Here is a 13,656-nt window from a genome sequence, read left to right on the forward strand (position 1 = left end):
GGGAATTGTCCTGTATTGCCCGAGGCAACAGTGTTTCGCCTGGCAAAAAACAGAAGATTCCGCCCATTTGTAGGCTTTTAGCCGTCTAAACTGACGGATACACGCCAAGCCCCTGCCCCTGACACAACGTCAGCACGTCAGCCTGCGATCAGCGATATATTTCGTTTGACATTCACTTTCAGTTCGAAATAATCCAAATCGAGCTTCGAATGGTGCTTAAATTGCTGCAGTGCGAAAAGGCGGCGAAGGCGTGAGCAGACCAGAAATCCACGACATCTTCGTTATCGGCGGCGGCATCAATGGCTGCGGAATCGCCCGCGACGCGGTCGGCCGCGGCTACTCCGTCTACCTTGCCGAAATGAACGATCTCGCCTCCGGCACCTCGTCCTATTCGACCAAGCTGATCCATGGCGGGCTGCGCTATCTCGAGCATTACGAATTCCGCCTGGTGCGCGAAGCGCTGATGGAACGCGAGGTGCTGTGGAAGAACGCGCCTCACATCATCTGGCCGATGCGCTTCGTGTTGCCCTATGCCAAGGGCCTGCGCCCGGCATGGCTGATCCGGCTCGGCCTGTTCCTCTACGACCATATTGGCGGCCGCAAGCTGTTGCCGCCGACACGCACGCTCGACATGCACAGCGACGTCGCCGGCAAGCCGCTGAAGCCGATGTTTGCGCGCGCCTTCGAATATTCCGACGGCTGGGTCAACGATGCACGGCTGGTCGTGCTCAATGCCCGCGACGCCGCCGACAGGGGTGCCGTCATCCGCACCCGGGCCAAGGTGACGAGCGCGCGCCGCGACAACGGCCATTGGAACATCCGCGTCGAGGACCTGCGCAGCGGCCAGGTCGAAGAGGTCAAGGCGCGGCTCATCGTCAATGCCGCCGGACCCTGGATCGACCATGTGCTGACCGAAACCGTCGGCCAGAACAACGTCCACAATGTCCGCCTCGTCCAGGGCAGCCACATCGTGGTGGCGAAGAAGTTCGACGATCCGCGCGCCTATTTCTTCCAGAACAAGGACGGGCGCATCATCTTCGCCATTCCTTACGAGGAAGACTTCACCCTGATCGGCACCACCGACCAGGATTATCAAGGCGACCCCCACACCGCCAGGATCAGCCAGGCCGAGATCACCTATCTCTGCGAGGCGGCAAGCGAATATTTCGCCGAGCCGGTGAAACCCGAACACATCGTCTGGACCTATTCCGGCGTCCGCCCGCTTTATGACGACGGCGCCAGCAAGGCCCAGGAAGCGACACGCGACTATGTGCTGAAATCAGATGGCGGCGAAGGCCGCGCGCCGATCGTCAATATCTTCGGCGGAAAGATCACCACCTATCGCCGCCTTGCCGAATCCATGCTCGAGATCATCGAGAAGCAGCTGGGCAAGAGGGGCAAGGCCTGGACGGCAACCGCCGCCCTGCCGGGCGGCGAGTTCGAGGCGACCGGCTTCGACGCCGAAGTGGTCAAGCTCAAGGCTGCCTACCCCTTCCTCGATATGCGCCTCGCCCGCCGCCTGACCAGGCTCTACGGCACACGCGCCAGGACGCTGCTCGGCCTGGCGAAGTCGGAAGCCGATCTCGGGCGCAATTTCGGCGCCGATCTCTACGAGGCCGAGGTCCGCTATCTCGTCGCCCATGAATGGGCGGTGAGCGGCGAGGACGTGTTGTGGCGGCGCACCAAGCGGGGGCTGAAGCTCAGCAAAGAGCAGGCCGCGGCACTCGACGAATTTCTGCATGGAATGAGCCCAGGCGTGCACAACGCCGCGGCAGAATAGGCCTGCCCGCCTGCATCTGCCTCTGGGAGGAGGATTTATGCTCGAACTGCGCAACGTAACCAAGACGGTGGCCGGCACGGATCATATCCGCGACGTCTCGCTGGCGCTTCAGCACGGCAGCCTCAATGTCCTTCTGGGACCGACGCTGTCGGGCAAGACCAGCCTGATGCGGCTGATGGCCGGGCTCGACAAGCCAACCGCGGGCTCGGTCTGGTTCGACGGTGTCGACGTCACCGGCGTGCCGGTGCAGAAGCGCAACATCGCCATGGTCTACCAGCAGTTCATCAACTACCCGGCGATGACGGTCTATGAGAACATCGCATCGCCGCTGCGTGTCGCCGGCGCCGACAAGGCCAGGATCGAACAGGAGGTCAAGCGCGCCGCCGACCTGCTCAAGCTGACACCCTATCTCGACCGCACCCCGCTCAACCTGTCGGGCGGCCAGCAGCAGCGCACAGCGCTCGCCCGTGCCATCGTCAAGAATGCCCGGCTCGTGCTGCTCGACGAGCCGCTCGCCAATCTCGATTACAAATTGCGCGAGGAACTGCGCGCCGAACTGCCGAGGATCTTCGCCGAAACCGGCGCGATCTTCGTCTATGCCACGACCGAGCCGCATGAAGCGCTTCTGCTTGGCGGCAATGTCGCCACGCTGTCGGAAGGCCGCATCACCCAGTTCGGCCCGACGATCGAGGTGTTCCGCAAGCCGGACGACCTGATCACGGCGCGGACCTTCGCCGACCCGCCGCTCAACACCATCGTGTTGAAGAAGAGCGGCCGCAATTTCCAGCTTGATGGTGGGGTGGACCTCCCGGTGCCGGCGGACCTCGCCGGCATTGCCGACGCCAGCTATACGATCGGCTTCCAGCCCCACCATCTTTCTTTTGAGAAGCGCACGACCGACGCCGTCGGCGTCAAGGCCAAGGTGTCGGTCACCGAGATCACCGGCTCGGAGAGCTTTGTCCACCTCAACTACGCCGACGCGCGCTGGGTGATGCTGACCCATGGCATCCGGCAGTTCGAGCCGGACGAGACCATCGAGGTGTTCATCGATCCGCGCCACGTCATGGTCTTCGATGCCACCGGTCGCGCCGCTGGCGCACCCTCGTCACGCGCCGCATAGGAGGGGAAGATGGCACGCATCGACCTGAACCACATCCGCCACGCCTATGGCGCCAACCCGAAGTCCGACAAGGACTATGCGCTGCGCGAAGTCCATTACGGCTTCGAGGACGGCGGCGCCTATGCCCTGCTCGGCCCGTCCGGCTGCGGCAAGACCACGCTGCTCAACATCATTTCCGGCCTGCTGCATGCCTCGCACGGCCAGCTTCTGTTCGACGGCAAGGACGTGACCCGGCTGTCCACCCAGGAGCGCAACATCGCCCAGGTGTTCCAGTTCCCGGTCATCTACGACACCATGACGGTCTACGACAATCTCGCCTTCCCGCTGCGCAACCGCGGCGTCGGAGAAGCCGATGTCGACCGCAAGGTGCGCGAGACGCTCGACATGATCGACCTCGCCAGCTGGGCCAAACGCAAGGCGCGGGGGCTCACCGCCGACCAGAAGCAGAAGATCTCGCTCGGCCGCGGCCTCGTCCGCTCCGACGTCAATGCGATCCTGTTCGACGAGCCGCTGACCGTCATCGACCCGCATATGAAATGGGTGCTGCGCTCGCAGCTCAAGCAGCTTCACCGGCGCTTCGGCTACACCATGATCTATGTCACCCACGACCAGACGGAGGCTTTGACCTTCGCCGAGAAGGTGGTGGTGATGTATGACGGCGAGATCGTCCAGATCGGCACGCCGGCCGAGCTGTTCGAGCGCCCCAAGCACACCTTCGTCGGCTATTTCATCGGCTCGCCCGGCATGAACGTCATGCCGGTGGCGGTCGAAGGCCGGCGCGCCCGGCTCGGCGGCCAGACCATCGAGCTGCCCGGCACGCCCAAGGCCGAAGGCGCAAGCATCGAACTCGGCATCCGGCCCGAATATGTCAGGCTCGGCGCCAAGGGCATGCCCGTCACCATACGCAAGGTCGAGGATATCGGCCGCCACAAGGTGGTGCGCGCCAGCCTCGAAGGCCGCGAGATCGCGGCGATCCTCGGCGAGGACGATCACGTGCCGGCCGATCCGCATGTCAGCTTCGATCCTGCCGGCATCAACCTCTACGACAAGTCCTGGCGCGTCGAGATGGGAGCGTAACCCGTGGAAAAGACCTGGAACAACAAGGCCTGGTTCATGGTGCTGCCGGTGCTGGTGCTGGTGGCCTTCTCGGCGGTCATCCCGCTGATGACAGTGGTCAATTACTCGGTGCAGGACACGTTCGGCGGCAACCAGTTCTTCTGGGCCGGCGCCGAATGGTTCGAGGAGATGTTGCACTCCGACCGCTTCTGGGCGGCGATGGGCCGTAACCTGATCTTTTCGGCGATCATCCTGGCGATCCAGATTCCGCTCGGCATCTTCATTGCGCTCAACATGCCGAGGAAAGGCTGGGGCGTACCCGTCTGCCTGGTGCTGATGGCGCTGCCGCTGCTCATTCCGTGGAATGTCGTCGGCACCATCTGGCAGGTTTTCGGGCGCATCGACATCGGCCTGCTCGGCTACACGCTGCACGCGCTCGGCTTCGACTACAACTACGTCAACGACCCGTTCGACGCCTGGGTGACGGTCATCGTCATGGATGTCTGGCACTGGACCAGCCTTGTCGTGCTGCTCTGCTATGCCGGCCTGGTGTCGATCCCCGATGCCTTCTACCAGGCGGCCAAGATCGACGGCGCCTCGCGCTGGGCGGTGTTCCGCTACATCCAACTGCCCAAGATGCAGCGCGTGCTTTTGATCGCCGTGCTGCTGCGCTTCATGGACAGTTTCATGATCTACACCGAACCCTTCGTCGTCACCGGCGGTGGCCCCGGCAATTCCACGACCTTCCTGTCGATCGACCTCGTCAAGATGGCTGTCGGCCAGTTCGACCTCGGCCCGGCGGCGGCGATGTCGATCATCTACTTCCTTATCGTGCTGCTGCTGTCATGGGTCTTCTACACCGTCATGACAAATTACGACGTGGAGAAGTGAGATGGCGGGGACAAGGCAAGCAGTGGCGGACACCGACAAGGACAAGATGATGCGCAATGCCGGGACCACGACGGGCGTTGTCCATAGCGGTGCTCCAGACGAGGCTCTGGCGCGCAGGATGCGGCGGCGCGGCGAGGAATCGCGCTTCTGGTGGGTGGTGCCGACGGTCTACATCATCTTCCTGATGCTGCCGATCTACTGGCTGATCAATATGAGCTTTAAGTCGAACCAGGAGATCCTGGGCACATTTTCGCTCTGGCCGCAGAACCCGACACTGCGCAATTACGGCGTGATCTTCACCGATCCGTCCTGGTACAAGGGCTACATCAACTCGATCATCTACGTGGTGATGAACACGGTGATTTCGATCGCCGTCGCCCTGCCCGCGGCTTACGCCTTCTCGCGCTACAGGTTCCTGGGCGACAAGCACCTGTTCTTCTGGCTGCTGACCAACCGCATGGCGCCGCCGGCGGTGTTCGCCCTGCCCTTCTTCCAGCTCTATTCGGCCTTCGGCCTGATCGACACCCACATTGCCGTCGCACTGGCGCACTGCCTGTTCAACGTGCCGCTGGCGGTGTGGATCCTCGAAGGCTTCATGTCGGGCGTGCCGAAGGAGATCGACGAGACCGCCTATATCGACGGCTACTCGTTCCCGCGCTTCTTCGTGAAGATCTTCGTTCCGCTGATCGCCAGCGGCATCGGGGTCGCCGCCTTCTTCTGCTTCATGTTCTCATGGGTCGAACTGCTGATCGCCCGCACCTTGACCACAACCGATGCCAAGCCGATCGCCGCCATCATGACGCGCACCGTCTCGGCCTCGGGCATGGACTGGGGCGTGCTCGCCGCGGCCGGCGTCCTGACCATCATTCCGGGCGCGCTCGTCATCTGGTTCGTCCGCAACTACATCGCCAAGGGCTTTGCCCTGGGCCGCGTCTGAGGGAGCGTTTGTGATGGACTTCTCATGGATGGCCTGGACGCTGCCGACAGCGGCCTTCTTCATCACCATCTTCCTGATGCTCGTAGGCATGGGCGTGTGGGAATATGTCTCGCCGGGCGGCAATCCGCGCGTCGGGATCCTCCGCTTCGAAACGACCCGGGGCGACAGGCTTTTCGTTTCGCTGCTCGGCAGCGCCTTCATTCATCTCGCATGGCTGGGTCTGATCGGACCCAACCTGTGGTGGGCTCTCGCTCTCGCAGTGGTCTACGCGATCGGCGTATTCCGCTTCGTCTAGAGGGGGAAATGTTGGGCCGCCGCAAGCCCGCGGCGGAGCCAAATGGCAATGCAACCTTGTTTGGGAGGAAATTAATGCGACGCCATATTCTAGCATCAACAAGCGTGATCGCCCTGCTTTTGGGATCAAGCAGCGCCTTTGCCGGCATGGACGAGGCGAAAGCCTTCCTCGATGCCGAGATCAAGGACATGTCGGCGCTCGACCGCGCCGGCCAGGAAGCCGAAATGCAGTGGTTCGTCGATGCGGCGAAGCCTTTCGCCGGCATGGAAATCAAGGTCGTCTCGGAAACCATCACCACCCATGAGTATGAATCGAAGACACTCGCCAAGGCGTTCTCCGACATCACCGGCATCAAGATCACGCATGACCTGATCGGTGAAGGCGACGTCATCGAAAAGCTGCAGACGCAGATGCAGTCGGGCGAAAACATCTATGACGCCTATGTCAACGATTCCGACCTGATCGGCACGCATTGGCGCTACCAGCAGGCACGCAGCCTGACCGACTGGATGGCCAATGAGGGCAAGGACGTCACCAATCCGAACCTCGATATCGCCGACTACATCGGCACCAAGTTCACGACCGCGCCAGACGGCAAGCTCTACCAGCTTCCCGACCAGCAGTTCGCCAACCTCTACTGGTTCCGCTACGACTGGTTCAACGACGAGAAGAACAAGGCCGACTTCAAGGCGAAGTACGGCTACGATCTGGGCGTTCCGGTCAACTGGTCGGCTTATGAGGACATTGCCGAGTTCTTCACCGGCCGCGACGTCAACGGCCAGAAGGTCTATGGCCACATGGACTATGGCAAGAAGGACCCCTCGCTCGGCTGGCGCTTCACCGACGCCTGGCTGTCGATGGCCGGCAACGGCGACAAAGGCCTGCCGAACGGCCTGCCGGTCGATGAATGGGGCATCAAGGTCAATGAAAAGTCGCAGCCCGTCGGCTCCTGCGTCGCACGCGGCGGCGACACCAACGGACCAGCCTCGGTCTATTCGATCGTCAAGTATCTCGACTGGCTGAAGGCTTACGCGCCGCCGGAAGCCCAGGGCATGACCTTCTCCGAGTCCGGCCCGGTGCCGGCCCAGGGCGCGATTGCCCAGCAGATCTTCTGGTACACCGCCTTCACCGCCGACATGGTCAAGCCCGGCCTGCCTGTGATGAACGAGGACGGCACGCCGAAGTGGCGCATGGCCCCTTCGCCGCATGGCGTCTACTGGAAGGACGGCATGAAGCTCGGCTACCAGGACGTTGGTTCGTGGACGATCCTGAAGTCGACGCCTGACGACCGCGCCAAGGCCGCATGGCTCTATGCGCAGTTCGTGACCTCGAAGACTGTCGACGTGAAGAAGAGCCATGTCGGCCTGACCTTCATCCGCCAGTCGACGCTCGACCACAAGAGCTTCACCGACCGTGCCCCGCAGCTCGGTGGCCTGATCGAGTTCTACCGTTCGCCGGCCCGCGTTCAGTGGTCGCCGACGGGCACCAACGTGCCTGACTATCCGAAGCTGGCTCAGCTCTGGTGGCAGGCGATCGGTGATGCGTCCTCGGGCGCCAAGACGGCCCAGGAAGCCATGGACTCGCTGTGCGCCGAGCAGGAAAAGGTGCTCGAACGCCTCGAACGCGCCGGCATCCAGGGCGACATCGGCCCGAAGATGGCGGAAGAGCACGATCTCGCCTACTGGAATGCCGAAGCGGTCAAGGCCGGCAATCTCGCGCCGCAGCTGAAGATCGAAAACGAGAAGGAAAAGCCTGTCACCATCAACTACGATGAGCTGGTGAAGAGCTGGAGCAAGTAAGCGTTCGGGCGGTTGATCCGCCCGGCCAACTATCCGGGGAGGCGGCACAGCGCCGTCTCCCCTATTCATGCAAGTGACTGCGGAGGGCAAGATGAGCGGCTTCATTCTGGCGATCGATCAAGGCACGACATCCAGCCGTGCCATCGTCTTCGACGCGGCGATGAAAGTCGCAGGTGTCGGCCAGAAGGAATTCGCTCAGCACTTTCCCGCCTCCGGCTGGGTCGAGCACGACCCGGAAGAGATCTGGGACAGCGTCGTTTCCACCTGCAAGACGGCACTGAAGAAGGCAGGCAAGGACGCCGCCGACATTGCGGCCATCGGCATCACCAACCAGCGCGAAACCGTCGTCATCTGGGACAAGGCGACAGGCAAGCCGATCCACAACGCCATCGTCTGGCAGGACCGCCGCACCGCGCCGCTCTGCGCCAGGCTGAAGAAGCAGGGGCTGGAGCCGAAATTCACCGGGAAGACCGGGCTTCTGCTCGACCCCTATTTCTCCGGCACCAAGATCGCCTGGCTGCTCGACAAGGTGAAGGGCGCGCGCAAGCGGGCCGAGCGCGGCGAGCTGCTTGCCGGCACCATCGACAGCTTCCTGATCTGGCGCCTGACCGGCGGCAAGCTGCATGCGACCGACGCCACCAACGCCTCGCGCACTTTGGTCTACAACATCGCAAAGAACGACTGGGACGCCGAGCTGCTCGACATTCTGAAAATCCCTGCCGTCATGCTGCCCGAGGTGAAGGATTGCGCCGCCGATTTCGGCGTGACCGAGAAGGCGCTGTTCGGCGCGGCAATCCCGATCCTCGGTGTTGCCGGCGACCAGCAGGCGGCGACCATCGGCCAGGCCTGTTTCGAACCAGGCATGATGAAATCCACCTATGGCACCGGCTGCTTTGCCATCCTCAACACCGGCAGCGACATGGTGCGTTCGAAGAACCGGCTGTTGACCACCATTGCCTATCGGCTCGACGGCAAGACCACCTATGCGCTGGAAGGCTCGATCTTCGTTGCCGGTGCTGCCGTGCAGTGGCTGCGCGACGGCATCAAGGTGATCGGCAAGGCCGAACAAAGCGGCAAGCTGGCGGCCGACGCCGACGACAGCCAGGACGTCTATCTCGTGCCGGCCTTTGTCGGGCTCGGTGCGCCGCATTGGGATGCCGAAGCGCGCGGCGCCATTTACGGCCTCACCCGCAACACCGGGCCGGCGGAGTTTGCCCGTGCAGCGCTCGAATCCGTCGCCTACCAGACCCGAGACCTGCTTGACGCGATGAAGAAGGACTGGAAGGGCGGCAACGGCAAGACCGTGCTGCGCGTCGACGGCGGCATGGTCGCCTCCGACTGGACGATGCAGCGCCTGGCCGACATCCTGGACGCGCCGGTCGACCGGCCGACGGTGCTCGAGACCACGGCACTCGGTGCTGCCTGGCTCGCCGGCTCGCGCGCCGGCGTCTGGCCGAAGGCCAAACAGTTCGCCAAGGGCTGGGCGCTCGACCGCCAGTTCAAGCCGGCGATGGAACCTGCGCTGCGCAAGGCCAAGCTGAAAGGCTGGCACGACGCCGTGCGGCGGACGCTGACGCCCAGGTAATCCGCTTCAGTGCGACGATAGCTGGTCGTTTGTCGGCGCGAGGCAGAAGGACGTTTGGCGTGGACCAATGGACATAGCAGCACGGCTTGCGAAAGAGACACAGGACTGCTTCGACCGCATTACATCCTTTCCGTGGGATGTTCATGCCGCAGCAATTCGACGGAGGGCACCCTTCCTCGCCGGCGAAACATTCGGCTTCTCGGAAGATGGTGTCTACTTCGACGTCGGGGATAGCGCCGAATGGCTAAACGAGCCAGACGGTGACATTCTTCTCAAGGCTTTTGTGGTCGCATTTCCTGACCCGTCTGTCGATGATGGCATCAGGGAAGAGCGATCCGTGATCCTGAAACGCCTGTAGCTTGATTTTCCGCTGAGACACCAACCAAAAAAGGCTTCGCTTTTTGGGGAGCGGAGCGTCACGTTCCCCGAATTGCGCTATCGGCCGAAGCGCGACAGCAGAGCCTGTGTTTCCGCGGCAAGGGCGCGCGTAAGATCCGCCGCCGGCATGTCGCGGCCAAGCCTTGCTGCCTGCCCCGACCACAGCGACATGAAGTCGCCCGAACCTTTCGGTTCCGACGCCGCTCGCAGCGGTGCCAGTGCCCCGCCTGCCAGCGGGAATGCCGGCGCGTCCTCAGACAGCGGGCCGATCTCGCGCATGATGCGGTTGACGATGCCGCGCGCCGGCCGGCCGGTGAACAGATTGGTCAGCGCGGTGTGGTCGTCCTTGGCCGAACGCAATGCCGCCTTGTGCGGTGCTGCCACCTTGGCCTCGGGGCAGAACAGATAGGCGGTGCCGACCTGCACAGCGGAGGCGCCAAGCGCGAAGGCAGCGACGATGCCACGCGCGTCGGATATGCCGCCGGTGGCGATGACGGGCACTTTGACCGCATCGACCACCTGCGGCACCAGAGCGAAGGTGCCGGGCTGGTTGGCGACGTCGTCGGTCAGGAAGATGCCGCGATGACCGCCGGCCTCGGCACCTTGCGCGATGATCGCATCGCAGCCCCGCGCCTCGAGCCACACCGCCTCGTCGGCCGTGGTCGCCGACGACAGCACCTTGGCGCCCGTCGCCTTGACGCGCCCGAGCAAGGCGGCATCAGGCAGGCCGAAATGGAAACTCACCACCTCCGGCCGGAACTCTTCGACGATGTCGCAGAAGGTCTCGTCGAAAGGCGCACGCGCCGAACGCGGCGCAGGGGCCGTGGGGTCGAGGCCGAGCTCGACATAATAGGGCGCGAGCCGCTGTTTCCACGCGGCTTCGCGGGCAAGGTCGTCTTCGGGCTGCTTGTGGCAGAAGAAATTGACGTTGATCGGCTTCGAGGTGCGCTGCCGGATGATGCCGAGTTCGGTCCGCGTCTTCTCAGGCGTCATCAGCGCGCAAGGCAGGCCGCCGAGGCCGCCTGCCTCGGAGACCGCGATCACCATTTCGGAATCGACAGGCCCGGCCATCGGCGCCTGAAAGATCGGAAGCTCGAGGCCCAGAAGATCAAGAATTCGCCGATCGGGCCACATGATTTCTTCCTTCCTTCAAGGGGTCGTCAGGCCTGCTGGCGCTCGGCCCTCCGGGCGGCAATCTGGCGCATGGCTGTGACACGGCGGCGCCAGATCTCAGTGCGCATCGCCATTAGATGCAGAGTGAAGAACAGAAGGGTAAAGCCAAGCGCCATGGTCATGAGGGGCCAGAGCATGCTCGGATCGATGGTCGGGCCGTCCATGCGGAACACCGAGGCCGGCTGGTGCAGCGTGTTCCACCATTCGACCGAAAACTTGATGATCGGAATGTTGATGAAGCCGACAAGCGTGATGACGGCGGCAGCACGCGCCGAACGCGCGGGGTCGTCGAGCGCGCGGGTCAGCGCGATGATGCCGAGATACATCAAAAACAGCACGAAGACCGAGGTCAGCCGGGCGTCCCACACCCACCAGGTGCCCCACATCGGCTTGCCCCAGATCGAGCCGGTGAGCAATGCGAGCGCGGTGAACACGGCGCCGACCGGTGCGGCCGACTTGAGCGCGACATCGGCGAGCGGATGACGCCAGACCAGCGTGCCGAGCGCCGCGATGGCCATGACCGAATAACACATCATGGCGAGCCAGGCGAAAGGCACGTGGATATACATGATGCGAACGGTGATGCCCTGCTGGAAATCGGCCGGCGCGGCAAAGCCGAGATAAAGCCCGGTCGCCAGCACCAATACTGAGGCGCCGCCGAGCCAGGGCACGATCTTGTCGACCAGCGAGATGAAGCGGGTCGGATTGGCGAGGTCGCTGAAACGCCAGGCCTGCGAGGTCGTCTGTGTCATGGACGCTAAATAGCCTTGGGCGTGCGTCTTCGCAATCTGTTCCGGCGTCGCGGGCAAACGCAAACGGGGCGCCAAGGCGCCCCGTCCGGATCCGTATGACGATGATGGACTAGGCCGCGGCCTCGACATGGGTGACGCGGCGGACTTCCTCATCATTGAGCAGGCCGCCGGCGCGCAGCAGGGCGGCGAAGCGGCCATTGCGGGTCGACAGCTCGTTGAAGCCGCCCATCTCGACGACATGGCCGCGATCCATGAACACCACAAGGTCGGCGTCGCGGACAGTGCTGAGGCGATGCGCGATGATGAAGGTGGTGCGGCCGTCGCGCAGCATGTCGATGGCGTCCTTGACCCGGTTCTCGGTCTCGACGTCGAGGGCGCTCGTCGCCTCGTCGAGCACCAGGATCGGCGCGCTTTTGAGGATGGCGCGGGCAATTGCGATGCGCTGGCGCTCGCCGCCGGACAGCTGGCCGCCACGCTCGCCGACATTGGTGTCGTAGCCTTCGCTCTTGGACAGGATGAAGTCCTGCGCCGCAGCCGCGGTCGCTGCAGCATGCACTTCCTCGTAGCTCGCACCAGCGCGGCCGACGCGGATGTTGTCCTCGATCGAGCGGTTTAGCAGGCCGGCGTCCTGGAAGACGGTGGCGATCGAGTGGCGCAGCGACTTCTTGGTCACGGTGCGGGTGTCGATGCCGTCGATCAGGATGCGGCCATGCTGGGGCGTGTGCACGCGCTGCAGCAGGTTGATCAGCGTCGTCTTGCCGGCACCGGTCGGGCCGACGATGGCGATGGTCTGGCCGGCGCGCACTTCGAAGGAGACGTCGGTGACGCCCTGCCCCGAATTGGGGAACTCGAAGCTGACGTTTTCGAAACGGACGTGGCCGGTGACGTTGTCGAGCTCACGCAGGCCTTCCGGCTCGCGGTTCTCGCCGGCGGCGTCCTCGAGGCGATAGAACTCCTCCAGCTTCGAACGGGCGTCGAAGATCTGGTTGGCGAAGTTCGAAACCTGGTCGAGGCGGCTGATCAGCAGGGCGGCGAAGCCGGTGAAGGCAACGATGTCGCCGATGCGCAGCTGGCCCTTGCTGACCAGATAGGCGCCGATCAGAAGCACCACCATCATCGAGATCGTCGAGGCCAGGCGGTGCATGGCGGATGCCAGCGCCCACCAGTCGAGCACCGGGTTCTGCGTGGTGATCAATGCCTTCACATAGGCACGCAGCGATTCCGTTTCCTGGCCGACGCGGTTGTAGCTCTGCAGCACGGCGACGTTGCTGACCGAGTCCGAGACGTGGGAGAAAACCTTGTGATAGTGGCGCTCGACGGAGGCCTGGCCCTCCTTGGTCTTGCGCATGACGAGCCGGCCGATGGCGAGATACAGCGCGCCAAGCACGATCAGCACCAGCGACATGCGGACGTCGAGCGAAAAGGCAGTCGGGATCAGCAGCGCCAGCGCCACCGCCGTCGACAGATGGGTGCGCATGAATTCGAGCCACAGGCTGAACAGCGCTTCGACCGCGCGCAGCAAGGTGTGCAGCGAATGCGACGTGCCGCGCTGCTGGTGCCAGGCCAGTGGCATGGTGATGACGCGTTCGAACGACTGGCACAGCACCTCGCCGCGGCGCGCATGCGCCAGGCGGTCGGCGCCGCGTGCGACCAGAACGAAGGCGACGATGTTGAACGCGCCGAAGCTCGCCCACAGCGCCATTGTCGGAACGACTTCCGTCTTTCCAGCGATGGCATCGATGATACGCCCGAACAGGATCGGTTCAGCAATGGTCACGATTGCCAACACGACGTTGGCTGCGCAAATCAGCCCGACCTTCTTGCCGTCGGCGGCAAGATAGCGGAGGGCTCTCCAATAAACTTCAAGCAACGACACTTTGGTACCCCTTG

At 63.4% G+C, this 13,656-nt stretch carries 12 protein-coding genes; 9 read left to right on the forward strand and 3 right to left on the reverse strand.

Features of this window, described 5'->3' with window-relative positions; all coding sequences use genetic code 11:
• Positions 1 to 250: 250 nt before the first annotated feature.
• From glpD to H5P29_RS21590, 9 genes are all read left to right on the forward strand, one after another.
• The gene (gene glpD / locus H5P29_RS21550; RefSeq protein WP_067966742.1) at positions 251 to 1,780 is read left to right on the forward strand and encodes a glycerol-3-phosphate dehydrogenase; all 1,530 of its coding nucleotides are present in this window, start codon (positions 251 to 253) and stop codon (positions 1,778 to 1,780) included.
• A 37-nt stretch (positions 1,781 to 1,817) separates the two neighbouring features.
• The gene (locus H5P29_RS21555) at positions 1,818 to 2,900 is read left to right on the forward strand and encodes an ABC transporter ATP-binding protein (RefSeq protein WP_067963204.1); all 1,083 of its coding nucleotides are present in this window, start codon (positions 1,818 to 1,820) and stop codon (positions 2,898 to 2,900) included.
• 9 nt (positions 2,901 to 2,909) lie between these two features.
• Positions 2,910 to 3,977 carry an ABC transporter ATP-binding protein gene (locus H5P29_RS21560; protein ID WP_067963207.1) on the forward strand — a complete coding sequence of 356 codons (1,068 nt, stop codon included), beginning with the start codon at positions 2,910 to 2,912 and terminating at the stop codon, positions 3,975 to 3,977.
• A 3-nt stretch (positions 3,978 to 3,980) separates the two neighbouring features.
• Positions 3,981 to 4,847, forward strand: coding sequence for a carbohydrate ABC transporter permease (locus H5P29_RS21565; protein ID WP_067963210.1), 867 nt, complete (start codon positions 3,981 to 3,983; stop codon positions 4,845 to 4,847).
• A 118-nt stretch (positions 4,848 to 4,965) separates the two neighbouring features.
• On the forward strand, positions 4,966 to 5,784 hold the full coding sequence (locus H5P29_RS21570) for a carbohydrate ABC transporter permease (protein ID WP_115733878.1): 819 nt from the start codon (positions 4,966 to 4,968) through the stop codon (positions 5,782 to 5,784).
• A 13-nt stretch (positions 5,785 to 5,797) separates the two neighbouring features.
• Positions 5,798 to 6,079 carry a DUF2160 domain-containing protein gene (locus H5P29_RS21575; protein ID WP_154385419.1) on the forward strand — a complete coding sequence of 94 codons (282 nt, stop codon included), beginning with the start codon at positions 5,798 to 5,800 and terminating at the stop codon, positions 6,077 to 6,079.
• A gap of 74 nt (positions 6,080 to 6,153) precedes the next feature.
• Entirely contained in the window at positions 6,154 to 7,878 is a 1,725-nt protein-coding gene (locus tag H5P29_RS21580; protein WP_115732542.1) for an ABC transporter substrate-binding protein, read from the forward strand.
• Between the two features lie 91 nt (positions 7,879 to 7,969).
• Complete coding sequence (gene glpK / locus H5P29_RS21585) at positions 7,970 to 9,463, forward strand: glycerol kinase GlpK (RefSeq protein WP_154385420.1); 1,494 nt, start codon at positions 7,970 to 7,972, stop codon at positions 9,461 to 9,463.
• A gap of 67 nt (positions 9,464 to 9,530) precedes the next feature.
• The gene (locus H5P29_RS21590) at positions 9,531 to 9,821 is read left to right on the forward strand and encodes a hypothetical protein (RefSeq protein ID WP_154385421.1); all 291 of its coding nucleotides are present in this window, start codon (positions 9,531 to 9,533) and stop codon (positions 9,819 to 9,821) included.
• Between the two features lie 77 nt (positions 9,822 to 9,898).
• Here H5P29_RS21590 and H5P29_RS21595 read toward each other — a convergent pair whose 3' ends face one another.
• The 3 genes from H5P29_RS21595 to H5P29_RS21605 form a co-directional block, all read right to left on the reverse strand.
• A complete protein-coding gene (locus H5P29_RS21595) occupies positions 9,899 to 10,975 on the reverse strand; it encodes a nitronate monooxygenase family protein (protein WP_154385422.1) in 1,077 nt (358 codons plus the stop codon).
• Between the two features lie 26 nt (positions 10,976 to 11,001).
• Entirely contained in the window at positions 11,002 to 11,766 is a 765-nt protein-coding gene (locus tag H5P29_RS21600) for a heme ABC transporter permease (protein ID WP_067963225.1), read from the reverse strand.
• 109 nt (positions 11,767 to 11,875) lie between these two features.
• The gene (locus H5P29_RS21605) at positions 11,876 to 13,642 is read right to left on the reverse strand and encodes a glucan ABC transporter ATP-binding protein/ permease (RefSeq protein WP_067963229.1); all 1,767 of its coding nucleotides are present in this window, start codon (positions 13,640 to 13,642) and stop codon (positions 11,876 to 11,878) included.
• Between the last annotated feature and the right edge of the window lie 14 nt (positions 13,643 to 13,656).

Origin of the sequence: Aminobacter sp. MDW-2 (assembly GCF_014250155.1) — a bacterium.
In the GTDB taxonomy this organism is placed as follows: Bacteria; Pseudomonadota; Alphaproteobacteria; order Rhizobiales; family Rhizobiaceae; genus Aminobacter; species Aminobacter ciceronei.

Coding starts and splice junctions, on each gene's coding strand:
- H5P29_RS21555 (WP_067963204.1), top strand. CDS start 1,818: ATGCTCGAACTGCGCAACGTAACCAAGACGGTGGCCGGCACGGATCAT.
- H5P29_RS21560 (WP_067963207.1), top strand. CDS start 2,910: ATGGCACGCATCGACCTGAACCACATCCGCCACGCCTATGGCGCCAAC.
- H5P29_RS21570 (WP_115733878.1), top strand. CDS start 4,966: ATGCGGCGGCGCGGCGAGGAATCGCGCTTCTGGTGGGTGGTGCCGACG.
- H5P29_RS21575 (WP_154385419.1), top strand. CDS start 5,798: ATGGACTTCTCATGGATGGCCTGGACGCTGCCGACAGCGGCCTTCTTC.
- H5P29_RS21580 (WP_115732542.1), top strand. CDS start 6,154: ATGCGACGCCATATTCTAGCATCAACAAGCGTGATCGCCCTGCTTTTG.
- glpK (WP_154385420.1), top strand. CDS start 7,970: ATGAGCGGCTTCATTCTGGCGATCGATCAAGGCACGACATCCAGCCGT.
- H5P29_RS21590 (WP_154385421.1), top strand. CDS start 9,531: ATGGACATAGCAGCACGGCTTGCGAAAGAGACACAGGACTGCTTCGAC.
- H5P29_RS21595 (WP_154385422.1), bottom strand. CDS start 10,975: ATGTGGCCCGATCGGCGAATTCTTGATCTTCTGGGCCTCGAGCTTCCG.
- H5P29_RS21600 (WP_067963225.1), bottom strand. CDS start 11,766: ATGACACAGACGACCTCGCAGGCCTGGCGTTTCAGCGACCTCGCCAAT.